Source organism: Burkholderia sp. 4NA327C6, from assembly GCF_005502655.1.
GTDB lineage: Bacteria > Pseudomonadota > Gammaproteobacteria > Burkholderiales > Burkholderiaceae > Burkholderia > Burkholderia contaminans.
The window spans coordinates 20,814-45,554 of record NZ_SCNZ01000006.1 but is presented as its reverse complement, the minus strand read 5'-3'; the positions used below and the strand labels follow the sequence as shown (position 1 = coordinate 45,554).

The 24,741-nt window shown below is 64.9% G+C and carries 21 protein-coding genes, 1 tRNA gene and 1 pseudogene; 9 read left to right on the top strand and 14 right to left on the bottom strand.

What is annotated here, in order from left to right:
• Positions 1-4: 4 nt before the first annotated feature.
• The 3 genes from FFS49_RS08030 to FFS49_RS08020 are packed head-to-tail and all read left to right on the top strand — an operon-like array spanning position 5 to position 4,356.
• Positions 5-1,501, top strand: coding sequence for an efflux transporter outer membrane subunit (locus FFS49_RS08030; protein WP_039359052.1), 1,497 nt, complete (start codon positions 5-7; stop codon positions 1,499-1,501).
• Between the two features lie 52 nt (positions 1,502-1,553).
• Entirely contained in the window at positions 1,554-2,768 is a 1,215-nt protein-coding gene (locus FFS49_RS08025; RefSeq protein WP_039358992.1) for an HlyD family secretion protein, read from the top strand.
• 28 nt (positions 2,769-2,796) lie between these two features.
• Positions 2,797-4,356: a DHA2 family efflux MFS transporter permease subunit gene (locus FFS49_RS08020; RefSeq protein ID WP_071334374.1), complete on the top strand. Its 1,560-nt coding sequence runs from the start codon at positions 2,797-2,799 to the stop codon at positions 4,354-4,356.
• Between the two features lie 82 nt (positions 4,357-4,438).
• Here FFS49_RS08020 and truB read toward each other — a convergent pair whose 3' ends face one another.
• The 9 genes from truB to FFS49_RS07975 form a co-directional block, all read right to left on the bottom strand.
• Positions 4,439-5,371 carry a tRNA pseudouridine(55) synthase TruB gene (gene truB / locus FFS49_RS08015; RefSeq protein ID WP_105816696.1) on the bottom strand — a complete coding sequence of 311 codons (933 nt, stop codon included), beginning with the start codon at positions 5,369-5,371 and terminating at the stop codon, positions 4,439-4,441.
• A 9-nt stretch (positions 5,372-5,380) separates the two neighbouring features.
• A complete protein-coding gene (rbfA, locus tag FFS49_RS08010; RefSeq protein WP_105816697.1) occupies positions 5,381-5,779 on the bottom strand; it encodes a 30S ribosome-binding factor RbfA in 399 nt (132 codons plus the stop codon).
• Between the two features lie 114 nt (positions 5,780-5,893).
• Positions 5,894-8,812: a translation initiation factor IF-2 gene (gene infB, locus FFS49_RS08005; RefSeq protein WP_039339299.1), complete on the bottom strand. Its 2,919-nt coding sequence runs from the start codon at positions 8,810-8,812 to the stop codon at positions 5,894-5,896.
• A 91-nt stretch (positions 8,813-8,903) separates the two neighbouring features.
• Complete coding sequence (gene nusA / locus FFS49_RS08000; RefSeq protein WP_006476166.1) at positions 8,904-10,379, bottom strand: transcription termination factor NusA; 1,476 nt, start codon at positions 10,377-10,379, stop codon at positions 8,904-8,906.
• Positions 10,379-10,837 carry a ribosome maturation factor RimP gene (rimP, locus tag FFS49_RS07995; RefSeq protein WP_006476167.1) on the bottom strand — a complete coding sequence of 153 codons (459 nt, stop codon included), beginning with the start codon at positions 10,835-10,837 and terminating at the stop codon, positions 10,379-10,381. The genes nusA and rimP overlap by 1 nt, the downstream gene beginning before the upstream one ends.
• Positions 10,838-11,291: 454 nt before the next feature.
• Positions 11,292-13,043, bottom strand: coding sequence for a 23S rRNA pseudouridine(2605) synthase RluB (gene rluB, locus FFS49_RS07990; RefSeq protein WP_105816698.1), 1,752 nt, complete (start codon positions 13,041-13,043; stop codon positions 11,292-11,294).
• 60 nt (positions 13,044-13,103) lie between these two features.
• Complete coding sequence (scpB, locus tag FFS49_RS07985; RefSeq protein ID WP_105816699.1) at positions 13,104-14,138, bottom strand: SMC-Scp complex subunit ScpB; 1,035 nt, start codon at positions 14,136-14,138, stop codon at positions 13,104-13,106.
• 272 nt (positions 14,139-14,410) lie between these two features.
• Positions 14,411-15,622, bottom strand: coding sequence for a pyridoxal phosphate-dependent aminotransferase (locus tag FFS49_RS07980; protein WP_105816700.1), 1,212 nt, complete (start codon positions 15,620-15,622; stop codon positions 14,411-14,413).
• Between the two features lie 75 nt (positions 15,623-15,697).
• Positions 15,698-16,600: a LysR family transcriptional regulator gene (locus FFS49_RS07975; RefSeq protein ID WP_046545490.1), complete on the bottom strand. Its 903-nt coding sequence runs from the start codon at positions 16,598-16,600 to the stop codon at positions 15,698-15,700.
• A 431-nt stretch (positions 16,601-17,031) separates the two neighbouring features.
• On the opposite strand from FFS49_RS07975, the pseudogene FFS49_RS07970 reads away from it, so the two are divergent.
• Together FFS49_RS07970 and FFS49_RS42535 are read left to right on the top strand one after the other, a co-directional pair.
• Positions 17,032-17,418, top strand: a pseudogene (locus FFS49_RS07970) (transposase); the annotation flags it as partial.
• 211 nt (positions 17,419-17,629) lie between these two features.
• Positions 17,630-17,881: a hypothetical protein gene (locus tag FFS49_RS42535; protein ID WP_071334367.1), complete on the top strand. Its 252-nt coding sequence runs from the start codon at positions 17,630-17,632 to the stop codon at positions 17,879-17,881.
• A 193-nt stretch (positions 17,882-18,074) separates the two neighbouring features.
• Here FFS49_RS42535 and FFS49_RS07960 read toward each other — a convergent pair whose 3' ends face one another.
• Positions 18,075-18,392, bottom strand: a complete 318-nt coding sequence (locus FFS49_RS07960; protein WP_011351791.1) for a hypothetical protein — start codon at positions 18,390-18,392, stop codon at positions 18,075-18,077.
• A 157-nt stretch (positions 18,393-18,549) separates the two neighbouring features.
• On the opposite strand from FFS49_RS07960, the gene FFS49_RS07955 reads away from it, so the two are divergent.
• From FFS49_RS07955 to FFS49_RS07945, 3 genes are all read left to right on the top strand, one after another.
• Positions 18,550-19,266, top strand: coding sequence for a YdcF family protein (locus tag FFS49_RS07955; protein ID WP_105816701.1), 717 nt, complete (start codon positions 18,550-18,552; stop codon positions 19,264-19,266).
• A 221-nt stretch (positions 19,267-19,487) separates the two neighbouring features.
• Positions 19,488-19,766, top strand: coding sequence for a hypothetical protein (locus FFS49_RS07950; protein ID WP_039339310.1), 279 nt, complete (start codon positions 19,488-19,490; stop codon positions 19,764-19,766).
• A 136-nt stretch (positions 19,767-19,902) separates the two neighbouring features.
• Complete coding sequence (locus tag FFS49_RS07945; RefSeq protein ID WP_021162409.1) at positions 19,903-20,160, top strand: hypothetical protein; 258 nt, start codon at positions 19,903-19,905, stop codon at positions 20,158-20,160.
• 40 nt (positions 20,161-20,200) lie between these two features.
• On the opposite strand, the gene FFS49_RS07940 is transcribed toward FFS49_RS07945, so the two are convergent.
• The 4 genes from FFS49_RS07940 to FFS49_RS07925 all read right to left on the bottom strand — a co-directional run bounded on the left by FFS49_RS07940 (position 20,201) and on the right by FFS49_RS07925 (position 23,313).
• Entirely contained in the window at positions 20,201-20,491 is a 291-nt protein-coding gene (locus tag FFS49_RS07940; RefSeq protein WP_039339313.1) for a putative quinol monooxygenase, read from the bottom strand.
• A gap of 529 nt (positions 20,492-21,020) precedes the next feature.
• Positions 21,021-22,232 carry an outer membrane protein assembly factor BamC gene (gene bamC / locus FFS49_RS07935; RefSeq protein ID WP_039371451.1) on the bottom strand — a complete coding sequence of 404 codons (1,212 nt, stop codon included), beginning with the start codon at positions 22,230-22,232 and terminating at the stop codon, positions 21,021-21,023.
• Between the two features lie 141 nt (positions 22,233-22,373).
• Positions 22,374-22,450: transfer RNA gene (locus FFS49_RS07930), tRNA-Pro, on the bottom strand.
• A 149-nt stretch (positions 22,451-22,599) separates the two neighbouring features.
• On the bottom strand, positions 22,600-23,313 hold the full coding sequence (locus tag FFS49_RS07925; RefSeq protein ID WP_105816702.1) for a methyltransferase domain-containing protein: 714 nt from the start codon (positions 23,311-23,313) through the stop codon (positions 22,600-22,602).
• Positions 23,314-23,709: 396 nt separating this feature from the next.
• On the opposite strand from FFS49_RS07925, the gene FFS49_RS07920 reads away from it, so the two are divergent.
• Positions 23,710-24,525 carry a tyrosine-protein phosphatase gene (locus FFS49_RS07920; RefSeq protein WP_224755931.1) on the top strand — a complete coding sequence of 272 codons (816 nt, stop codon included), beginning with the start codon at positions 23,710-23,712 and terminating at the stop codon, positions 24,523-24,525.
• Positions 24,526-24,741: the final 216 nt, after the last annotated feature.

Genomic DNA, 24,741 nt, shown 5'->3' with positions numbered 1-24,741 from the left:
CGCGATGAAATCCTCCCCGTTGTCCGTGCGCGCCGGGTCGTGCCGCGCCGCCGTCGCTGCCGCGGTCGCCGCACTGGCGCTGGCGGGTTGCGCAAACTACATCGGCATCAAGAGCGACAAGCAGATCGCCCCCGTGTCGCAATTCGAGTCCGCCCAGAGCCTGCCGGCCCAGGGCGGCCAGTGGCCGGCGCTCGACTGGGCCAGCCAGTTCGGCGACCCGCAGTTGCCGAAGCTGATCGACGAAGCCCTGCAGGGCAATCCGTCGATCGCACAGGCGCAGGCGCGCATCGCTAAGGCGTCGTCATACATCGAATCGTCGCGCTCGAACCTGATGCCGAAGGCGGAAGCCAGCTATTCGTGGACGCGCGAGCTGTATTCGTCGAATGCGCTGTTCCCGCCCCCGTACGGCGGCCAGTGGTACAGCGAGAACAACGCGCTCGCGAGTGCGTCGTGGGAACTCGACCTGTGGGGCAAGAATCGCGAACGCCTGCACACCGCCGTGTCGCAGGAAAAGGCGGCCGAAGCCGACATGCAGCAGGCGCGCATCACGCTCGCGTCGTCGGTCGCACGCACCTACAACTCGCTCGCGCAGCTCTATGCGCTGCGCGACATCGCCCAACGCGAGATCACCAACCGCGAGACGGTCGGCAAGATCACCGACGGCCGCGTATCGGCCGGCCTCGACACCAACGTCGAACGCCAGACGGCCCGCGGCAACATCGCGACGACCCAGGCTTCGCTGTCCGATCTCGATGGCCAGATCACGACGGCGCGCTACCAGCTCGCCGCACTGCTCGGCAAGGGCCCGGATCGCGGGTTGCAGATCGCGGCGCCCGTGCTGAACCCGAGCGGCGAAGTCGCGCTGCCCGGCAACCTGCCGGCCGATCTCGTCTCGCGCCGCCCCGACATCGTCGCCGCGCGCTGGCAGGTCGAAGCCGCGATGCACGACGTGAAGGAAGCGAAGGCCGAGTTCTATCCCGACGTGAACCTCGCGGCCGGCTTCGGCTTCGATGCGTTCGGCTGGGGCAAATTCCTCAACTTCGCGAGCCGTCAGGCGCAGTTCGGCCCGGCGATCCACCTGCCGATTTTCGACGCCGGCGCGCTGCGCGCGCAGCTCAAGGGCCGCTACGCGGACTTCGACCTGTCGGTGGCGAACTACAACCAGACACTGATCAGCGCGTTGAACGACGTCGCGACCCAGGTCGCGTCGATCCGCGCCGTAGATCGCCAGATGGGCGATGCGCAACGCGCGCTCGACGCGTCGACGCGCGCCTACGACCTCGCGGTTATCCGCTACAAGGCCGGCCTGTCGCCGCAGCTGCAAGTGCTGACCGCGGACAGCAACCGCCTCGCATCGGAACAGACGGTGACCAACCTGAAGATGCGCCGCCGCGACATGCAGCTCGCGCTGATCAAGGCGCTGGGTGGCGGGTTCGACGCGACCGGCACGCCGCTCGCCGCCCCCGATGCCGACAAGCCGACAAAACAGGCCGCCAACTGAACCGGCGCCACCACTACGCAGACACTCGAAATAACGGACGGAGAAAATCGCCATGAGCGACCAACAAAACGCCGCCGGCGCGCAGCCGCAGAACAACGGCAAGCGCAAACGGATGATGACGCTGCTCGTCGCGGTCATCGTGATCGCGGCCATCGCGTATGGCCTGTACTACTTCCTCGTCGCCCGGTTCCATGAAGGGACCGACGACGCGTACGTGAACGGCAACGTCGTGCAGATCACGCCGCAGGTCACCGGTACCGTGATCGCGGTGAAGGCCGACGACACGCAGACGGTCAAGGCCGGCGACCCGCTCGTCGTGCTCGACCCGGCCGACTCGCAGGTCGCGCTGCAGCAGGCCGAAGCCAATCTCGCGCAAACGGTGCGCCAGGTGCGTGGCCTGTTCGTCAACGACGACCAGTACCGCGCGCAAGTCGCGCTGCGCCAGTCCGACCTGTCGAAGGCGCAGGACGACCTGCGTCGCCGCCTCGCCGTCGCGCAGACGGGCGCCGTGTCGCAGGAAGAGATCTCGCATGCCCGCGACGCGGTGAAGGCCGCGCAGGCGTCGGTCGACGCCGCGCAGCAGCAGCTCGCATCGAATCGCGCATTGACCGCGAACACGACGATCGCATCGCACCCGAACGTGATGGCCGCCGCCGCGAAGGTGCGCGACGCGTATCTCGCGAACGCGCGTAACGTGCTGCCCGCGCCGGTTACCGGCTACGTCGCGAAGCGCTCGGTGCAGGTCGGCCAGCGCGTGTCGCCGGGCAACCCGCTGATGTCGGTGGTGCCGCTCAATGCCGTGTGGGTCGACGCGAACTTCAAGGAAGTCCAGTTGAAGCACATGCGCATCGGCCAGCCGGTCGAGATGACGGCCGACATCTACGGCTCGTCGGTCACGTACCACGGCAAGGTCGTCGGCTTCTCGGCCGGCACGGGCTCGGCGTTCTCGCTGCTGCCGGCGCAGAACGCGACGGGTAACTGGATCAAGGTCGTGCAACGCCTGCCGGTGCGTATCGAACTCGATCCGAAGGATCTCGACAAGCACCCGCTGCGCATCGGTTTGTCGATGCAGGTCGACGTGGACATCAAGGACGAACGCGGCGACCAGCTCGTGAACGCGCCGAACACCGTCTACGAGACCAACGTGTTCGCGAAGTACGGCGACGAAGCCGATGCCGAAATCGCCCGCATCGTCGCCGAGAACGCAGGCGGCAACGCATCGGCGCCGGCCGCGTCGAAGTCGAATGCCGTCGCGAAGATGATGTAACCGTTCCGACTCCGGAAAAACAACCGACATGGCACAGGCTCCTGTCTCTCACCCGCCCTTGCAGGGCGGGCAACTCGTGATCGGGACGATCGCGGTATCGCTCGCGGTGTTCATGAACGTGCTCGACACGTCCATCGCGAACGTCGCGATCCCGACCATCTCGGGCGACCTCGGCGTGTCGTCCGACCAGGGCACGTGGGTCATCACGTCGTTCGCGGTCGCGAACGCGATCTCGGTGCCGCTGACCGGCTGGCTGACCGACCGCTTCGGGCAGGTGCGCCTGTTCCTCGCATCGATCATCCTGTTCGTGATTTCGTCGTGGATGTGCGGTCTTTCGCCCAACCTGCCGTTCCTGCTTGGATCGCGCGTGCTGCAAGGCGCGGTGGCCGGCCCGATGATTCCGCTGTCGCAGGCGCTCCTGCTGTCGAGCTATCCGCGCGCCAAGGCACCGATGGCGCTCGCGCTATGGGCGATGACGACGCTGATCGCGCCCGTTGCCGGCCCGATTCTCGGCGGCTGGATCTCGGACAACTACTCGTGGCCGTGGATCTTCTACGTCAACATCCCGGTCGGCATCGCCGCCGCCGCCGCGACGTGGGCGATCTACCGCAACCGAGAGTCGGCCGTGCGCCGCGCGCCGATCGACGGCGTAGGCCTCGCGCTGCTGGTCGTCTGGGTCGGGTCGCTGCAGATCATGCTCGACAAGGGCAAGGATCTCGACTGGTTCGCGTCGACGACCATCATCGTGCTCGCGCTGACCGCCGTCATTGCGTTCGCGTTCTTCGTCATCTGGGAGCTGACCGCAGAGCACCCGGTTGTCGACCTGTCGCTGTTCCGCATGCGGAACTTCACCGGTGGCACGGTTGCGCTGTCGATCGGCTACGGCCTGTACTTCGGCAACCTCGTGCTGTTGCCGCTGTGGCTGCAGACGCAGATCGGCTACACCGCGACCGACGCCGGTCTCGTGATGGCGCCGGTCGGCCTGTTCGCGATCCTGCTGTCTCCGCTCACCGGGAAGTATCTGCCGCGCACCGATCCGCGCTTCATCTCGACGGCGTCGTTCCTGACGTTTGCGCTGTGCTTCTGGATGCGGTCGCGCTACACGACGGGCGTCGACGAATGGTCGCTGACGCTGCCGACGCTCGTGCAGGGCATCGCGATGGCCGGCTTCTTCATCCCGCTGGTGTCGATCACGCTGTCCGGCCTGCCCGGCCACCGCATCCCCGCGGCATCGGGCCTGTCGAACTTCGTGCGGATCATGTGCGGCGGTATCGGCACGTCGATCTTCCAGACGGCCTGGGACCATCGCAACAACTTCCATCACGCGCAACTGGTCGAGCAGGCGAACGTCTACAACCCGACGTTCAACCAGGCCGTCACGCAGATGGGCAACCTCGGGCTGACGCAGGACCAGGCGCACGGGCTGATCAACAACATGGCTACACAGCAGGCCGCGCAGCTCGGCGTGAACGACCTGTTCTACATCTCGGCGGCGATCTTCGTGCTGCTGATCGGGCTGATCTGGATCACGAAGCCCGAACGCTCGGGTGGCGGCGATGCAGGTGCCGCGGCATCGGCTGCACACTGAACACGCAGCCTGAACGCAAACAAAAAGCCCGGTCGACATCGACCGGGCTTTTTTATTCGAACGGGGCGTTCGCGCGGTTGCATCAGGCCGCCGTGACGACGAGCCGATCCGGCGCGAGTACGCCGTTCGCCTTGCGCGCCACACCGAGCAGCCGAGTGGCGTCATAGACGCGCACACGCTCACCTTCGGCCGCATCGATCGGATCGAGCGCCGACAGTGGCAGACGCTGGCCGTGCAGGAACCGTTTCGCGCTGGTTTCATCGAGACGAACCAGCGGAAACGTCGACAGCAACGCGTCGACCGGCTGGAGCCACGAATCGCGCGACGCTTCGTCCGCATCGGACAGCGCATCGAGCGTCACCGCATGCTCGAGCGTCAGCGCACCGACGCCCGTGCGGCGCAGCATCGTCAGATGCGCACCGCAACCGAGTGCCTCGCCGATATCCTCCGCCAGCGTGCGCACGTACGTGCCCTTGCTGCAGGTCACGCGAAACGTCACGTCGGGCAGGTCGCACGCGAGCAGCTCGAGTGCGAGAATCGTCACGTTGCGGCCCTCGCGCTCGACGGTTTGCCCCGCGCGCGCATATTCGTACAGCGGCTTGCCATCTCGCTTGAGCGCCGAATACATCGGCGGCACCTGCACGATCTCGCCGGTGAAGCGCACGAGCGCGGCCTCCACCGCCGCGCGATCGCACTCGACCGGCCGCGTGTCGATCACTTCGCCTTCCGCGTCGCCGGTGGCCGTACGCTGGCCGAGACGCATCGTTGCTTCGTAGGTCTTGTCCGCTTCGAGCAGATCCTGCGAGAACTTCGTCGCCTCGCCGAAGCACAGCGGCAGCAGGCCCGAAGCCAGCGGATCGAGCGTGCCGGTGTGACCGGCTTTCTTCGCGAGCAGCAGGCGCTTCGCGCGAATCAGTGCGTCGTTGCTCGACAGGCCGACGGGCTTGTCGAGCAGGAGGACGCCATCCAGCACGCGCCGGGGCACGCGCGGACGTTGGGATGCTGCAGTCGTCATAGGTCGAACTCAGTCGTCCTTGGCGGCCGCGTCGGCCTCGTCGTCATCCTTCGCGCGCGTCGAGTTCGCCTCCTTGATCAGGCGCGACATTTCCACGGCCTTCTCGATCGTCTGGTCGTAGTGGAAATGCAGCATCGGCACCGTATGGATGTGCAGGCGCTTGAACAACAGGTTGTGCAGGTGACCCGACGCGTGGTTCAGCGCTTCCTGCGTCTTGTCCGGATCGCCGGTCAACGCAGTGAAGTAGACCTTCGCATGTGCGTAATCCGGCGTGAGCTCCACGCTCTGGATGGTCACGATGCCGATGCGCGGGTCTTTGACCTCGCGCATGATGAGTTCGGACAGATCGCGCTGAATCTGGTCAGCGATCTGCACGTTGCGATTGGGGGAAGTACGTTTCCTGGACATGATCGATCCGTGATCCGTTTATCAGGATAAAGCGGCGGCCAGTGTTGGCACGCCACCATGAAAATGGGCGGGACAGGCCCAAGCCTGCCCCGCCCATGAGCCGATGCGCGAGGGTTACAGCGTACGCGCGACTTCGGTCACTTCGAAGACTTCGAACTGGTCGCCTTCGACGATATCGTTGAAGTTCTTCACCGACATACCGCACTCGAAGCCTTGCTTCACTTCCTTCACGTCGTCCTTGAAGCGCTTCAGCGATTCGAGTTCGCCCGTGAAGATCACGACGTTGTTGCGCAGCACGCGCACCGACGACGAGCGCTTGACGACACCGTCCGTCACCATACAGCCGGCGACTGCACCGATCTTCGGTACCTTGAAGACCTGGCGCACCTCGACCATGCCGGTGATGACTTCGCGCTTCTCCGGCGCCAGCATGCCCGACATCGCCGCCTTCACCTCATCCACTGCGTCATAGATGATGTTGTAGTAACGGATGTCGATGCCATTCGATTCGGCCAGCTTGCGCGCCTGTGCATCCGCACGCGTGTTGAAGCCGATGATGACAGCCTTCGATGCCGTTGCGAGGTTGACGTCGTTTTCGCTGATGCCGCCCACCGCGCTGTGCACGATCTGCACGCGCACTTCGTCGGTCGACAGCTTGAGCAGCGATTGAACGAGTGCTTCCTGCGAGCCCTGCACGTCCGCCTTGATGATGAGCGGCAGGTTCTGCACTTCGCCTTCGCCCATCTGCTCGAGCATGCTTTCCAGCTTCGCGGCCTGCTGCTTCGCAAGCTTGACGTCGCGGAACTTGCCCTGACGGAACAGTGCGATTTCTCGCGCCTTGCGCTCGTCCGGCAGCACGATCACTTCTTCGCCCGCGCCCGGCACTTCCGACAGACCCTGGATTTCGACCGGGATCGACGGGCCAGCTTCCTTCGTCGGCTTGCCGTTCTCGTCGAGCATCGCGCGCACGCGGCCGTAGGCCGTACCCGCCAGCACGACGTCGCCTCGGTTCAGCGTACCGGACTGCACCAGGATCGTCGCGACCGGGCCCTTGCCCTTGTCGAGCTTCGCTTCGATCACGATGCCCTTGGCCGGCGCCTCGACCGGCGCCTTCAGTTCCAGCACTTCGGCTTGCAGCAGCACGTTCTCGAGCAGATCGTCGATACCCGCGCCCGTCTTCGCCGAAACCGGCACGAACGGCGAATCGCCGCCGTACTCTTCCGGCACGACGCCTTCCGCGACCAGTTCCTGCTTGACGCGATCGAGATTCGCGTCCGGCTTGTCGATCTTGTTGATCGCGACGACGATCGGCACGCCGCCTGCCTTCGCGTGGGCGATGGCTTCCTTCGTCTGCGGCATCACACCGTCGTCGGCTGCCACCACCAGCACCACGATGTCGGTCGCCTTCGCGCCGCGTGCACGCATTGCCGTGAACGCTTCGTGACCCGGCGTATCGAGGAACGTGATGACGCCGCGCGGCGTTTCGACGTGGTATGCGCCGATGTGCTGCGTAATGCCGCCCGCTTCGCCAGCGGCAACCTTCGCGCGGCGGATGTGGTCGAGCAGCGAGGTCTTGCCATGGTCGACGTGACCCATGACCGTGACGACCGGCGGACGCGGCAGTTGCTCCGCATCGGTACCCGTTTCGCCTTCGACGAGCAGCGCTTCCGGATCGTCCAGCTTCGCGGCAACCGCGCGGTGGCCCAGTTCCTCGACGATGATCATCGCCGTTTCCTGGTCCAGCACCTGGTTGATCGTGACCATCTGGCCCATCTTCATCATCACCTTGATGACTTCGGAGGCCTTGACCGACATCTTGTGCGCGAGATCGGCAACCGACACGGTTTCCGGCACGTGCACTTCACGGACGATCGGCTCGGTCGGCGCCTGGAACGTGGAGCTGTCCTGGTGACGGCCGCGACCCTTCGGGCCGCCGCGCCAGCCGCGGTCGACGCCGCCGCTCGAATCGCCGCGCGTCTTGATGCCGCGACGCTTCGACGCGTCGTCCTGCCAGCCGCCCTTGCCTGCGCCCGGCTTCTTGTTGCGGTCGCCCGCGCCTGCCGGCGCAGTCGTAGCCGGCGCTGCAGCACCGGCCGGCTTCTTCACGGCCGGACGCGCCTGCGCACCTTCCGGCTTCGCCGGCTTGTGCAGCGTGCCCTTCGCTTCGGCCGGCTTCGGCGGCTCGACCGGCTTCGGCGGCTCGACTGCCTTGACCACGGCCTTGCGCGGCGTGTTCATCATTTCGCGAATCGCACGTGCTTCGGCTTCTGCCGCCGCACGACGCTTGCTGATCTCTTCCTGCTCGGCGCGCGCCTTGTCCGCCGCCTCGCGGGCAGCATCTTCAGCCTTCTTCGCCGCTTCACGCTGAGCCGCACGTTCGGCGGCTGCGCGTGCTTCGTCCTGCGCGGACTGCGTGCTCGCCGCTTCCTGCTGCTCGGCTGCGGCAGCCTGCTGTGCGGCTGCCTGCTGCTGTGCGGCCGCAGCTTCGGCCGCAGCACGCTTCGCCGCTGCCTCTTCCTCGGCGCGACGACGCTCGGCTTCGGCCGCTTCCTCGCGGGCGCGGCGCTCTGCTTCCTCGCGCTCGAGACGTTCCTGACGCTCGCGAAGCTCCTGCGCCTGCTTCTCGAGCAGCTCGGCCTCGCGGCGCGCTTCTTCTTCGCGACGCTTCAGATCCGCATCGTCGTCCGCTTCGGCGACCTGCGCCTGACCCTGTTCCGCACCCTCGCTCACGTCGTCGCGCTTGACGAACGTACGCTTCTTGCGGACCTCGACCTGAATGGTGCGAGCCTTGCCCGTCGCGTCAGATTGCTTGATCTCCGACGTATGCTTGCGGGTCAGCGTGATCTTGCGCTTGTCGCCGTCGGTTGCGCCGTGCGACTTGCGCAAATGATCGAGCAGACGCGCCTTGTCCGTTTCGGACAGCGCATCGTCTTCACTCGCTTTCTGGACGCCCGCCGCCTGCAGCTGTTCGAGCAGCACACCAGCAGGCATTTTCAGTTCCGCGGCAAATTGGGCTACGTTGTTACTCGCCATTCATTCCTCTTAGTGCAAGGACCGATTCCTTGCGGTTAGCATCGGGTCAGGCCATACGGCCGCCATCAAATCAGTGCGCCATGGTCATTTCTCACTGGAACCAGTGTTCACGTGCTTTCATGATCAACGCCTTAGCGGCATCCTCTTCCATCCCGGTCATGTCGACCAGTTCATCTACAGCCAGCTCGGCGAGATCGTCGCGCGTCTGCACGCCGTGTTCGGCCAGCTTCGCGAGCAGCTCCGGCGTGATGCCGTCGAGGCTCTTGAGATCCAGCGCTGCGTTCTCGACCTTTTCTTCGTTCGCGATGGCCATCGTCAACAGCGCGTCGCGTGCGCGGTTGCGCAGTTCGTGCACGGTGTCCTCGTCGAACGCCTCGATTTCGAGCATTTCGTTGAGCGGCACGTACGCGATCTCTTCCAGGCTCGTGAAGCCTTCGTCGATCAGGATGTCGGCAACTTCTTCGTCGACGTCGAGACGCGCCATGAACAGTGCACGCAGCCGGTCGCGCTCTTCACCCTGCTTCAGGGCGGATTCGTCCGGCGTCATGATGTTGATCTGCCAGCCGGTCAGTTCGCCTGCAAGACGAACGTTCTGACCGCTGCGGCCAATCGCGACAGCCAGCTCGTTCTCGTCGACGACGACGTCCATCGAGTGCTTTTCTTCATCGACGACAATCGACTGGACAGCTGCCGGCGCGAGCGCGCCGATCACGAACTGGGCGGGATCCTCCGACCATAGCACGATGTCGATGTTTTCGCCACCGAGCTCGTTGCGTACGGCCTGCACGCGGGAACCGCGGATGCCGACGCAGGTGCCGATCGGATCGATCCGCTTGTCGTATGCGATGACGCCGATCTTCGCGCGCACGCCCGGGTCGCGGGCAGCCGCCTTGATCTCGAGCAGGCCCTGCTCGATTTCCGGCACTTCCATCTCGAACAGCTTCATCAGGAATTCGGGCGCCGTACGCGACAGCTCGATCTGCGGGCCGCGCGCGGTGCGGTCGACCTTAGCGATGTAAGCGCGCACGCGGTCGCCCACGCGCAGGTTTTCCTTCGGGATCAGCTGATCGCGGCGCAGCAGCGCCTCGACACGGCCCGATTCGACGATGAAGTTGCCCTTGTCGAGGCGCTTCACCGTACCCGTCATGATCTTTTCACCACGCTCGAGGTAGTCGTTCAGGATCTGTTCGCGCTCGGCGTCGCGCACCTTCTGCAGGATCACCTGCTTGGCGGCCTGCGCGCCGATGCGACCGAATTCGATCGACGGAACGGGCTCCTCGACATACTCGCCGACTTCGACGTCGGGCTTCTGCTCACGTGCTTCGAACAGCAGGATCTCGCGATCCGGCTCCTGCAAGCCTGCCTCGTCGGGCACGACGAGCCAGCGACGGAAGGTTTCGTGCTCGCCGCTTTCGCGATCGATATGGACGCGGATTTCGGCGCCTTCGTCGAACAGCTTCTTGGAAGCGGACGCGAGCGCAGCCTCGAGGGCGCCCAGCACCACATCCTTGTCGACGTTTTTCTCGCGCGCCAGCGCATCCACCAGCATCAACACTTCGCGACTCATTATTTGCGGCTCCTAAAGTCAACTTGCGGAATCAGGCGGGCTTTGTCGATATCGGCCAGCGTGAAATCCAGCATGGCTGCCTCGCCCTTCTTCCCCTCAAATTCCAAACCGATCGTTTCGCCATTCGGCGCGTGCAGAATGCCCCGGTACGTCTTGCGCCCGTCCAGCGGCTTTTTCAAGGTCACGGAAACTTCGCTGCCGGCGAAGCGCTCGAAGTCGGCCAGCTTCTTCAACGGGCGGTCGAGCCCCGGGGACGAGACTTCGAGCCGTTCGTAATCGATATTTTCGACCGTCAAGACGTGCTGGAGCTGACGCGTAACCTTTTCGCAATCTTCGAGCGAGATGCCGGCAGGCTGATCGATGTAGATGCAAAGCATGCCGCGCCCGGTGCGCTCGAGTTCCACCAGCTCGTAGCCGAGCCCGGTGACCGTGGTTTCTATCAGTTCCGTCAGTTGCACAGTGTCCTCTCAGGTGTTCGCGCCCGCCGCTCGCGATTACACCCGCGGGCGCGCGCCTTAGCCGGCGCAGGAAGCGCTACCCGAGATGCCTAACCGTTTCAGCAAAAAAAAATGGGCGGAACGCCCATCTTCTTACTGGTGGTCGCACCTGAGCCGCACATTGAATCCGTACGCCCAGCGACTCCGCGATTATAGCGATTTTTGGCGCAAACGCCAAGCCAGCCGGTAAAAGCAGCGCGTCGGCTGCCTTTACGGGCCCAAAAATGCGAAATCGGGCTGCATGATCAACCGGCGCCATCGTGGCATGCCGGTGATCCGTTATGCCGGCGGCCATCCCGCACCGCGTGACATATATACAGTCGAAGGCACCAAACGCAATGCCTCGCGCCGACAAGACCGGCCGGATGCCGATCCGGCCGGCACACCGGCGGCCTTGCGCCGCATGCCCGAATGCTCAGCGGCTGCGCGTGCGGCTGCGCTGCGGACGCTGACCGCCACGCGGGCCGCCGCCGTTGCCGGCACCCTCGGCGCGATTGCCGTTCGGGTTGCGGTTACCGCCCTTGCTGCCGCCACGCTTGGGGCCCGCGCCGTCGCGCTTGGGGCCCGCGCCATACGACGCGCGGTTGCCGTCGACATCGCGACCACCACCGGCGCGGTTGCCGTCACGGCCGCCACCCGCTCGGTTGCCATCGCGGCCACCGCCCGTGCGGTTGCCGTAGCCCGACGGCGCAACCGGCAGGCTGCCGTAGCCGCTCAGGCCCGGCAGACCCGGCCCGCCGCGCCGACCACCGCCGCGACGCGGCTGGTCGAGTTGCCCATGCGTCGTCAACACGGGCTCGCGATTGATGAAGCCCATCGACGTCTGCATCGGATCGGGCTGGCGACGCTCGGCCGGAGCGGCACTGCCGCGCTTGCCCTTCTCCTCGGACGGCGCCTTCAGGCCGACAGTCGCCATCAGCTTGCGCACCTGCGCGTCGTCGAGCTCTTCCCAACGGCCGCGCTTCAGGCCGCGCGGCAGCGGAATCGGGCCGTGACGCGTACGGATCAGCCGGCTCACCATCAGGCCGACCGCCTCGAACATCCGGCGCACTTCGCGGTTGCGGCCTTCGGCCAGCGCGACGTGATACCAGTGGTTCGTGCCCTCGCCGCCGCCATCACGGATGCGCAGGAAATTCGCCGGACCGTCGTCGAGCTCGACGCCGTGCAGCAGCTTCTGCCGCATGCCTTCAGCCAGTTCGCCGACGACGCGCACCGCATACTCGCGCTCGACGCTGTAACGCGGATGCATGAAGCGGTTTGCGAGGTCGCCGGAGGTCGTCAGCATCAGCAGACCTTCGGTATTGAAGTCGAGGCGGCCCACCGCGAGCCATTTCGCCGTCTTCATCGGCGGCAGGCGGTCGAACACCGACGGACGGCCTTCCGGATCCGCGTGGCTGACGATCTCGCCCGTGGGCTTGTGGTACAGCAGCACGCGCGGCGGTTTGTTCGGCAGCTTGCGCTTGACCGGCTTGCCATTGATCCGCACCTGGTCGGTCGGCATGATGCGCTGGCCAATGTGCGCGGGCTCGCCGTTCACCGACACGCGGCCGGCGACGATCAGCTCTTCCATTTCGCGGCGCGAGCCCATGCCCGCTTCCGCCAGCACCTTGTGAAGCTTCGGCGCGTCGTCGTCCGGCGACAGCACGCGCTTGTTCGCCGGCTGGCTACGGCCGCGACGCAGCATCGGCGCACGCACGCCGCTACCGCCCGCGGAGTTGTCCGCGTCGAACGCCGGCGACGTCACGTAGGCGAACAGCTCATCCTGGGACGCATCGCCTTCCACCTTTGCCGTGCCGCCTTCAGCCTTCGGTGCGCTGCCGCGACGCCCCTGGCCGCCCTGAGCCTTGGCTGCGCCTTCGCGCTTGGCCGCCGGTTTGCGAGCACCCTTGGCCGCACCTTCCTTGCGCGGCGCACGCGTCGGCTGCTGCACTTCGGTGGCCTCGGCCGGCTGCGCGTCGGCGCCTTCGCCGCCCTGCGGCTCGCCTTCGGCGCCCTTCGACTTGGCTGCCGCGCGACGCCGCGCGATCAGGCTGCGCGGGCCTCGCCGCAGACCGCGGCGGGGACGCTCGTCGCCGCCCTCGGCCGAAGCGCCCTGCTCCGGTGCATCGTCGGCACGCGCTGCCTGCACGGCAGGCGCGGACGATTCAATATCGTGGATATCTGTCAAAACAACCTCAAAATGTCAGGTCTCGCGCCCGGCGCGGGCGCGGCAAGAAGTTGGCCGCGATCAGGCGCGACGCTGTTCAGGTTCTGCTTCGTCGTCCGGCAGCGCATCGGCACCGATGGGTGCACTGGCGCTTCGTACGGCATCGGCGAGACTGTCGGACGTGTCGTCCAGCATCTCGTCGTCCGCAGGACGGGAACGGGGGGCGCCGGCCTGGCCAGCCTCGCCGGGCATGTCGCCGGCCGCTTCCGCTCCGTCTCCGGCAACCGCATCGGCAGCCGGCTTGCGATCTTCCTCGTTCCAATCCGCATGCAGCGGCTCGGGCTGCACACCGGCTGGCACCGCTTCGGCGCCAGCCTGTTCCATTTGTTCCGTTTGCCCGCGAACAACATCGAGCGTATCGCGGCTCGCGATTTCGTGCGTCGACGCGACATCCGCCGCGGGATCATCCGGCAATCCGGCCGATTGACCGGCGGACGCCTCATCCGTTTGCGGGAGGTCGCCGCCAGTTGCGCCATCGGCAAGCGGCGTACCCTCGTCGAAATCCATCGCCTGCTGCGCCAGCAGCGCGGCCTCGATGTTCGCGGCCGGCTCTTCGAGCGCGGGCAGATCATCGAGCGCTTTCAGCCCGAGGTCGTCAAGGAACTGCTTGGTTGTCGCATACAGCGCCGGGCGCCCCGGCACGTCGCGATGACCGATCACTTCGATCCAGCCGCGATCCTCGAGTTGCTTCACGACCTGCGTATTGACCGTCACGCCGCGAATCTCTTCGATGTCGCCGCGTGTGACAGGTTGCCGGTACGCGATGATCGCGAGCGTTTCGAGCACCGCACGCGAATATTTCGGCGGCTTCTCGGGATGCAGGCGATCCAGATAGTGACGCATCGCCGGCTTGCTCTGGAAGCGCCATCCGGTTGCCAGCGCCACCAGTTCGACGCCGCGGCCGGACCAATCCTGTTTCAGATCTTCGAGCAACGTGCGGACCGTGTCAGCCGACACGCCGTCGGCAAAGAGCTTGCGCAAATCGCCGAGTTTCAGCGGTTCCTGCGCGCAGATCAAAGCAGTCTCGAGGACGATCTTCGCCTCTTGGGTATTCATGCAGCTAGGCCAGACCCTGTGGTCAAACGAACCGGATCAACAAACAGACGAAAGGAACGGAAGACGCGCTCGCCCGATTCTGATCGGTCATATTGATGGGAGCACGAACCGGGGGCGGCGAACCAACTTCAGGCCAGGCCCAAACCGGACGGAACAGCACGGCTCAACGACGGAACCGCGTGACTGAACGCCATATTACGCAAAATTGCCCGGTGCGTAAAGATGAGCCGAACGGGATGCCGCCAGCACGCCGTCCCCGCTCCGGCCCCGCTTCATCGGCCGGCCGCAAAGCGCGCGAGGAACCGCCGCAACCGCTCGACACCCGCGTCGAGGCGCGCCGGATCGCACGCGTAGCACCAGCGCACGAACCCTTCCCCCTCCGGGCCGAATGCACTCCCGGGCGCGAGGCCGAGCCCCGCTTCGCGCACCAGCGTCTTGCAGAACGCAAGGCTGTCTGACGCGCCCGGCAGGCGCAGAAACAGGTACATCGCGCCCGGCGGAGGCGGCACCTCGACACCCGGCAGGGTGCGCAGCGCGGCGACCAGGTGATCGCGCGCATCGCGCAGCGCCGCGACGAACGACCGCACGAACGGCTCGCCATCGCGCAGCGCGACCTCACCCGCGGCCTGCACGAAGCCCGGCGCGCACGACGTGTTGTATTCGACGAGCTTCGACAGGTCAGCCATTACCGCTGCCGGCGCGACAAGCCACCCCAGACGCCAGCCCGTCATCGCCCATGCCTTGGAAAACGAATTCACGACGACGACCCGCTCGTCGCGCGATGCGATGTCGAGGAACGATGGCGCGCCGTGCACGTCGTCGGCGTCGAACGCGAGCCGCTCGTACACCTCGTCGGCAACCAGCCAGATGCCGTGGCGGCGGCAATGGGCGAGCACGGCTTGCTGATCGTCGCGCGACATCGTCCAGCCGGTCGGATTGTTCGGCGAGTTGATGAGCAGCATCCGCGTACCGGGCGTCAGCGCCGCAAGCAGCCGCCCGACATCGAGCTGCCAGCCCGCATCGCCATAGCCGAGCGGGACGCATTCGACCTGCGCCCCAAGGATCTTCGGAATCTCGACGAGATTCGGCCACAGCGGCGTGATCGCGACGACGCGCTCGCCCGGACCGACCAGCATCTGCGCGACCAGCATCAGCGCGCTCACGCCCGAACTCGTCACGGCCACGGTGTCGGCCGCCGTCGCACCGTGCCGGGCGCTGACGTAGGACGCGATCGCGTCGCGCAGCGGCGCGGTGCCGAGGTTGTGCGTGTAGAAGGTTGCGCCATCGCGCAGTGCCGCCGCCGCGGCGTCGCGGATGAAATCCGGCGTCACGCGATCGGATTCGCCGAACCAGAACGGCAACATGTCCGGCACGCCAAAGCCGGCGTTTGCCACTTCCCGGATCAGCGACGGACGCAACGCGTGCACTGCGTCGCGGGCCGCCGGCGAGCCGGCCACCGGAAGAGAATCTGCGGGATGCACCATCGAGAGCCACCGTCGAGGAACACGATCCGCGTAGTGTACCGGCCCGCAAGCAGGGCCGGCGCAGGTCGATCCGCGTCAGTCGAGGTCCTCTGCCCTCGCCGGCATCTGCCGCACGAGTTCCCAGATCGCCTGCGCAGCGGGCGACAACGACCGGTCGCGGCGGCGCACGAGTTCGACCGTGCGCTCGGTGCGTGGCGTGAGAGGCCGCGCGACGAGCGTCGAGCCGGCAGGTAGCGGCAGCGACAGCCACGGCTGCACACTCACACCGACACCGGCCTCGACGAGCCCGAACACGGTTGCCGAGTGCCCGAGCTCCTGCATGACCGTCGCGTTGACACGATGGGCGGCCAGTGCGGCATCGATCAGCGGCCGGCTTCCCGACGCATGATCGAGGAGGACGAGGCGCTCGCCGTCCAGCGCCGTCCAGGGCACCTCGGCACGCGCCGCAAGCGGATGGTCGGCGCGCGCGACCAGGCAGAACGAATCGGTCATCAAGGATTCGCAGACGAGGTCGGCCACCGTGAGCGGACCGATCACGACGCCGAAATCGACCTCGCTCGACTTCACCTTGCGCAACACGTCGCTCTGCACGTCATCGCGCAAACCCAGCGTCACGAACGGAAACTGGCGCTCGCACGACGCAACCACGCGCGGCATCAGCCGGCACGCGATCGTCGGACTGGCCGCAACGATCACGCGCCCACGGCGCTGCTCGCCGATCTCGCGAATCTCGCGCAGCGTATCGTCGAGATCGTCGAGCAGACGGGACACGCTCGCGATCAGGTTTGCACCGACATCGGTCAGCTGCACGTCGCGCGTCGTGCGGTCGATCAGCTTCAATCCGAGCTCGGCCTCGAGTTCGCGCACGCAGCGACTGACCGCGGACTGCGTGAGCCCGATCTCGTCGCCCGCGCGACTGAAGCTCTTGAGCCGCGCCACCTCGATGAAGACGCGAAGCTGGCGCAGCGTAACGTTCATTTCCTCACCTCATCAATCGTCGATATCGATGCACGATTTTAATGCGCGAATCCGGCTCCGATGTGCGAATCAGGCACCTCCTCCACATGTTTCGCTGCGGTGCAATACATCCGCGAACGCACGTGGTGCGGGCGAACTGCACAAGATTGGTGATTGTCCCGATTTGCTGGCGGGTTATTTTGGCGTCTTATACGCCCCTAGCTGACTTAGCCGTTAGCTCGCTGCCAAGCGGCTCTCAAGGGGATTACCTCCGACATGGCACGCTTCGTGCATTACCTGACGCACAGGGCGCAGGTTTCGTCGGACGGAAGAGCAGAAACGCCGCTGCCGGCCAACCGGACGCCCCCACCCGGCACTCGACGATCGAGTGCTTGAAGAGTGCGCGGCGCAGGGCAGCGCACCGGAGTTAGCTTCGCTGAGGTGAGGACATGATGCTGTTCGACGATTTGAGAGATAACGAGTGGGCGCTGGTCGAGGGTCTGTTTTGCTCGGAACCCGCACGGAGTGAGCGGCGCGGCCGCCCCCGCGTGGAAGCCCGCTCGGTAGTGAACGCCGTGCTGTGGGTGCTGTCGACGGGTGAAGGCTGGTCGAAGCTGCCGGGCCGCTATCCGTCCCCGCCGACTTGCCGCCGTCGCTTCGACGAATGGCAGGCGGACGGCACGCTCGCCGAAATCGTGAAGCGACTCGGCACGAGCGGCCGGCAGATCTCCTTGCGCGGGCGCATCGGCGCAAGCGCTGCGAAGCCGCCCGCACCGCCGAGCCGCGACCGGCTGCGCGGCGCCTTCTGGACCAATCCGGAATCCTGGCGCGCACCTGTCAAGATGGCGTAACGAATGCTCGATCGGGCGGCTTCGGCCGCCCGGTTTCTTTCAGCGGCGCGACCTGATCGCGACGCCCGCGTTGCCGTCGATTACCGCTGTCGTGCCGCGATACATCTATTTACCAATATTTACAGCAAGCCTGCACTCCCACGCTTACCTTAGCGAATTATCAACAGGCCGCATCGACGGCTTGAAGGGAGCCCCCGCCATGAAACCAATGTCACTGCTCGTTGCATGCGGCATTGTCATTTCCGTGGCGCTGTCCGCTCCAGCCCACGCCGACGATCGCGCGAAGCCGCCTCATCGCCAGCAGGATCATCGGAACACCCTCCGCCAGCCGCCGTCCGCCAACCCGCCCAGCCGGCAAACCGTGCCGCGTGGCGACCTGCGTGGCGACATCGCCAGCAACGCGCGAGCGCGCATCGGCTCGCAGCCGACCGACGTACCGCGTCATCCGTAGTCCTGCCAATTTCGGGAGTTCGCCAAAGAAAATGCCCGCGGTCGGGAACTGCGCCGCACGCGACGAGTCACAACGTTGCCATGAGCACAGCGTGGCAACAGCAAAAGTATCCGGTACGCCCGTATCCTCGCGATACGGGCTTTTTTTTGGCATCGCCAGCCGCACGGCGATGCGCGTGACGGATGAGCAGCCGCTACAGGCGGCTTTCGAGAATCGCCACGGCACTCGCTTCGCTCAATGCGTAGTCGGCCATGCGGCGGTCGGTCCAGGAAAGTAATTTTTCGTCGCGCTCGAGGCGCGAGAATTCGGCTCGGCCGCTTTCGGTCAGCACGGCAATGTCGACCGGCGCATGGAAGCCTGGTGCGGGGGCAACGGTTTTCTGCCTGACCGTGTCCATCAGCCCGAGCGAACGGAGATACTCGAACACGCCCGGGCGGCGCGCCCACGGTACCTGGCGGTACTGCACTCGTCTCAATGCGTCGAGCACCGCTTCGTTGGAATACGTGGCCATCTCGATTCTTTCTTAAAGTGCAGCGACAATGCGAAGCAGCGTGTCGGGCGGCGTCACCGCCCGCCTGTACCGCCACCGATTCTGGACGCCGACGTTCGGCGTCGCGTCAGGGCCGGATCGTCAGCCGTCCATAAAAAGACACCATACCCCAATCAAATTGATTCTGTTCGATTCATTTGTACTTCTCTTCATCTGTTTCATGCTCTTCCGCAAGCGGCGACGAATCATCTCGTTCGCCGCCGTTGCGCTGTCCTGGCTGCTCGCGACAGGCTGGCTCGCCGCGCCGCTGATCGCCTGGACCGAGGCGGGCGTCACACCCGTCGAGCACCCGGACATGCATGGACGGACCACACTGATTCTCATCGGCGCCGGTACGAAGCGCACCGATTCCGGGCTGCGGCCGCCACCTGACGGAACCGCTCGCATCCACAAGGTCGCAGCGCTCTACCGCACCTGCCGGCAGCAAGCCGAGCACTGCACCGTGGTGATGTCGGGCGGCGACCCGCAGCATCACGGCGAATCCGAGGCTGCCGTATACGGGCGCCAACTCGTCGCCGAAGGTGTCGCGCCCGCGGACCTCGTTCTGGAACCGGATAGCCGCACAACCTACGAAAACGCGAAATTCACTGCATCTATACTACGCCCACAGTATGACGACGCACGCATTCTCGTCACTTCGTCATATCAGATGCGCCGCGCGTTGCTCGATTTCCAGCGGTTCGGGATCGATCCGCAGCCCGTTTATGCGAATCGCCGGCGCGCGCAAACAGGTTGGCTGCCGCGCTGGCGCAATGTAGTCAATGCCGAGCAGGCATTGCACGAACTGGTCGGCATCGCGCAGTTCCATGTCTATCGATGGCTCGGGTGGTTCTGACGGCTCCGGGGAAACCGGAGCGGAAATGCCTGCAGCGACGACGATGGCAGGCGCGTGACGAGGTGTGCGAAGTGTTGCGCGACTTCAACGGGGCCTTGCGTAGCGCCACGATCCGGTGCACATTGATCCGTCACTTTTGTTACACTCGACACGCACTCGATTGCAGTCGCCAGACAAAACGGCAACACTCGGGTTCATCACCACTTAGCGGAGGTAAAGCAATGAAGAAGACGTCCCTGGCTATCCTGGTAGCGATGTCGGCGCTGACTGGCGCAGCGTATGCGCAAGAGAGCACGGAAATCAAGACGATTACCGATCCGGCCAAGATCTCCGAGATCGAGCAACGCGCACAGGCGCTGCAGCAGCAGCAAGCGGCTGAAGCCGCTCAGCCGGCGGTGCAGGAAGAGCATCACCACGGCAAGAAGGCTGCTCACCACAAGGCAGCTGCGAAGAAGGCCGGCAAGAAGGCTGCCAAGGCTGCAGACGCTGCCAGCCAGTAAGTTCGGCGGCACCGCACAAGCGAAAAGCCGAATCCGGGCAACCGGGTTCGGCTTTTTTGGTTGCGGTGCCCGTGCGCTGTGCTAAAGTCGCGCACCGAAATTATCCACCCGTGCGCACCCCGGTGCGGAGGACAGCATGAGCAACATTCAACTCGACATCGAGTGGACCGAAGCCGCCACTCGCCAGATCAAGCAACTGATGCCCCGCGGCTCGGCTGACGCGTTCCTCGCGCTGCCGCCGATCGAGTGCCTGCCGATGGAGGGCGACGTGCTTTTCCTCGGCCCGCAAGGCAAGCAGCAGCCGTTCATCGTCGCCGAGCGCCAGTACCATCACGACGGCGACGCCGACTGGACGATCATCCTGATCCTCGACGTACCCAACACGTCGCACTGACGCACCCCGCGACCGGACGTGTCCGGTCGCCCCACCCGGCTCAGACGAGCTTCGACAGCACGCGGATTTCGGAACGCTCGATCCAGTCCGCGGCCGCTTCCCGGTAAGCGAGAATGTGCGCGGAACGCGCATGAGCAGCCAGCGCCTCCTCGCTTTCCCAGCGCTCGACGAATACGAATCGCGCCGGTTCCTTCAGGTCCCGATGCAGGTCGTACTGCAACGCTCCCGCTTCGTTGCGGGTCGGTTCGACGATCCCTTCGAGCTGGGCCCGCAACTTCTCCTCGGCGCCCGGCTTTGCCACGATCAGCGCCACGACTGCAATTTCCGCCATTCCCGCCTCCCCCTCATCCGGAAAAGTCCGAGAATACGCGAATCGCGCATTGGCTGCGCCGGCACGGTATCGCACGACGGCCCCAAAAAAAATAGCCCGCGCTTCAGAGAAGCGCGGGCGAAACCGTCGCCCTACGAGGATAGGCGACGGGGCCATCGAGATCCGCACGCTGGCGCGGATCGTCATCAGTTGCGCCGACGCTTGTCGCGTCGACATTCGAAGACATCGATACCGTTGATCGAGCGCTCGCGGCGCACCTCCGATATCTGACGTCACCCTCCCTGTTCAACAATTCCAACATATAAAGCAGGTTGCGTGCCAACCACCACGAATCAACCAGCCCATTGATTTATAAAGACAAATTTTTGACCACCGACAATGCGACACGGGTTTTTCCGCCGTAACGCGCGGATGTTACGTAACGTCACGAAGAGTGACTGAACGTCCAGCACACGTGTGCGCCGGCGAGTGGCCAAGAAAAAAGCCCGCCATGTGGCGGGCTTTTCATCGATGCGGAGAAACGTCGAAATCAGCGGAGCTGATTCACGAGCAACCCCATGATCTGGCGAGCCGGCGACGACGTGTCGATCGCACCCGAATCGTCGACTACCGCCACGCGCGTCTGGTCGGCCGTGAGTGCCTTCACGTTGACACGGTACTGCTTCGCCTGCTTTTCCTTCTTGCCATGGAACAACTGGCTCCAGAAGCCCTGCTCGGCCGAAGTCAGATCCTTCGGATCGACATAACGCACGAAATACAGGCCCTTCGAGCGATCACGATCGTCCACCGTGAAGTTCGCACGATCTAGCGCGAGACCGACGTGCAGCCATGACCGGTCGTACGGCTCGCCGAGCGTGACTTCCGACGGGACGGCAGCGTCGGCCGCATCGTTGCCTTGCGCCGACGTGCGGGAGACGTTTTGCGCGGCAATCGCTGCAGCAGCCTTCGACGATGCGTCGTCGGCCTTCTTGTCCTTGGCCGCCGGCACCGTGTTGTCCTTGATGTTCGCGATCGGCGGCTCGCCGTTCTTCGCGCGCTGCTCGTTCTGTGCGAGCACGGCCATCAATCGCTTCAGGTATTCGGTCTCGAGCGCCGGATCGTTCGGCTTCGCTTCCCACTTGCTCGAATCGTTGTTCGAGCCCGTGATCGCTTCGCGCATCCCCTTCTGGCTGATGAACACGTAAGTGCCGCCATTCGGCGCCGAATCGAGACGCGTACGGTACTTGTTGCGCTCGGCCGTCACGTACGAGTTGCCCATCGCCTTCGAGATCACGCTACGGATCAGGCCGTCGTTGATCTGCGGATGGGTTTCGTTCCAGTCGGTTTCCATCACGCCCTTGTCGCGCTGGTCGACGACGAGCAGGAAGCCCTGTTCCTGCCAGAAGCGGCGAACCTGCGGCCAGACGTCGGCGGGCTGCTTGCCGTCGATCACGAGCCAGCTCTCGGTGCCGTCGCGCTGGATATGCATGCCGGCGACAGCCGGAGCAACGGTGTCCAGCGCAGGCGCTGCCTGCTGGACCTGCTGAAGCGCGGACAGGGAAGTCGCGCCGCCCTGGGGCGGCAGCGAGCGCTGATCGGCCGTCTCGTCGAGCATGTTGGGCGGCACTGCGAGCGACGCTTCCTTCGATTTCGAATCGCTCTTGTAGTCCACTTTCGTGGGCGACGACGTACCGCAACCGGCGACGAGCGCGCCGGTGGCGAGCACTGCAGCGAACCGCATGGTAAGACGAAGATCAGTCATGTTCGGGGAATCCTCTTCCGCTAAATCACGGCGCTTTCCGTGGATCAACCTTGCATTTTACCGGGGCCGCGCCGCGATGTGCAAAAAAGCGACCGGCAAGAAAAAACCCGCGTCAGCCTGAACTGACGCGGGTTCTTTGTCTGGTCGGGGCGAGAGGATTTGAACCTCCGACCACCTGCACCCCATGCAGGTACGCTACCAGGCTGCGCTACGCCCCGAAAGAAAAAAATTATAACAGACAGTTTTCCGATTTAGAACGGGTCGCATGCATTTTGGGAACATTCTTGTGAAATTTTTTGGCGTGAGGACGCCGAGGCGAGCAACGACGGGGCGATTTGCGCACCGATTACACGCCCGCACCTCGCATTCACCGCTTGCGCGCAACACAGATGACCGTCAGCCCGGCGACGCGGTTGAAACGGAATATCGGTAACTCGATCCGGCAGATCGACTTGAGCAGGCCGTTGACGAACGGATGATGACGACGCAATTGCGACGCCGGCTCGCTCGGCTGCCGACGCACCCGCTCGCCGAGCCGCAACGCTGCCGCAAGCGGAAACGTGAGACCGAAATAATAGGCGCCGTGTTCGACCTCGAGCCCCGAGCGACGCACCACGTCCTCGAGACTGCCGAGCGTATATCGGCGCTTGTGCTCGAGAAAATCGTCATGACCGCTCCAGAGAAACTGGAACGCGGGAACCGTGATCAGAAAGCGGCTGCCCGAAGGCGCGCCCTTTACGTACTGCGTGAGCAGACCGACATCGTCGTCGACATGCTCGAGCACGTCCATCAGCAACACGAGATCGGCATCGAATCGGTCAACGGATCGCCGAAAGTGGATGGGCTTGCCGGACGCCTCGCCGTCGGTATCGTCGGCGTAGCTCGTATCGACACACCACGCCTCCGTCGCCTGCGTACGCTCCAGCAAATGCTTCGAAAAGAAGCCTGAGCCAGCACCGACATCGAGTATCCGGTTCGCGCCCGGCGCCCCCAGGAACCGACGGATCGCACTCGCCTTCGACGCGTAGTACCAGTGATCGCCCACGCCCGCACCCAATACGTCGACTTCCTTGAGATCCATGACGTTTCCCCGTGATGGCTACTGTGCTTTGGTCGATACAGCCACTGATGCCGATCTTACCTCGCTGTTGCCGCCGATCCCACCTGTCGACAACGCGCATTCGACACCGCTGCTCCACATTGCGACCTAATCGAAAAGGACGATGGCCGGTTCGCCGTATATCGCTACCGTGCGGTTACCCGGTGCGAGATCGATGCGCACGGGCGGACCGTCCGACTGCATGTCGATCGATCCGGCTGCCCCGGGCTCTGCGGCATCGCGTAATACGGGGGGCGGCTTCGGAGACCACCGCAGTCGCGACCTCTTGTAACCGTCTCCGACACAGGGCATTGAATGCATCAGAAAAACGAAATTACCCGTCGACATTTTCTCCGGCTGGGCACCGGTACGATAGGCATGGCGCTGGGAAGCGCATCGCTTCTGACGGGCTGCGGAGGCGACTCGATTTCGGTCGCGCCGGTCACGACACCACGGTTGCGTTCCGCATCGAATTTTCGCGACACGGCCGGGCCGGACGGAACCGGCTACGTGACAACGAGCGGCGCGAAGATGAAAAAAGGCGTGATCTATCGTTCATCCGCGCTCGCGCTGTCGGCCGCGGACATCGCCATCGTCGGCACGCTCGGCATCAGGCAGGTCCGCGACCTGCGCACGCCCGCCGAGATCAAGACGCAACCGGATGTGCCGCTGGCCGGCGCCGCCTGGCAAAACCTCAACGTGCTCGGGGCTGCCGGCATCGATCCGATCCCGACCACCGGCGCCACCGCGACGGCATTCATGTCGAGCATGTACCGCGCGTTCGTCACGTCGGACACCGCGCATGCCAGCTACCACGCGCTCTTCACCGGCTTCGCTGGCTCAGGCGAAAACCTGGTGTTCCACTGCACAGCAGGCAAGGATCGCACGGGCTGGGCAACCGCGATCCTGCACACGATCCTGGGCGCGTCCGAACAGACGATACTCGCAGACTATCTGCTGACGAACGTCTATAGTGCATCGGAAATCGCAGCGTCGGTCGTCCAGGCCAAAAAAGCCGGCGGGCAAAATGCGGCAGACATGATGGCCGTGCTTCAAGGCGCGCACACCGACTATCTGCAGGCAGCGTTCGACCAGGTCACCGCCTCGTACGGCTCGATGGCGTCGTATATCTCGAACGGGTTGCAGCTCGACCAGGCGACGCTGGACGCAATCCGGCAGCACATGCTGGTTTGATCAAGGGCTGCTGCGACGGGGCCTGTTCGCCCCATCGCCTCGACCGCCGCGGCCGCTACTCGTCGCATCCGGCGAAACCCGCATCGGCCAACGCTGCAGCGGATTTTCCCGGTCGCAGAAACATTCGCCGACGACGGGCCGCGCAAACCAAACGACCGTTTGATTCAGCCGCCCAACCACCCCGAATCCATTGTCCCGAAGCCCGCCGGACCGCCG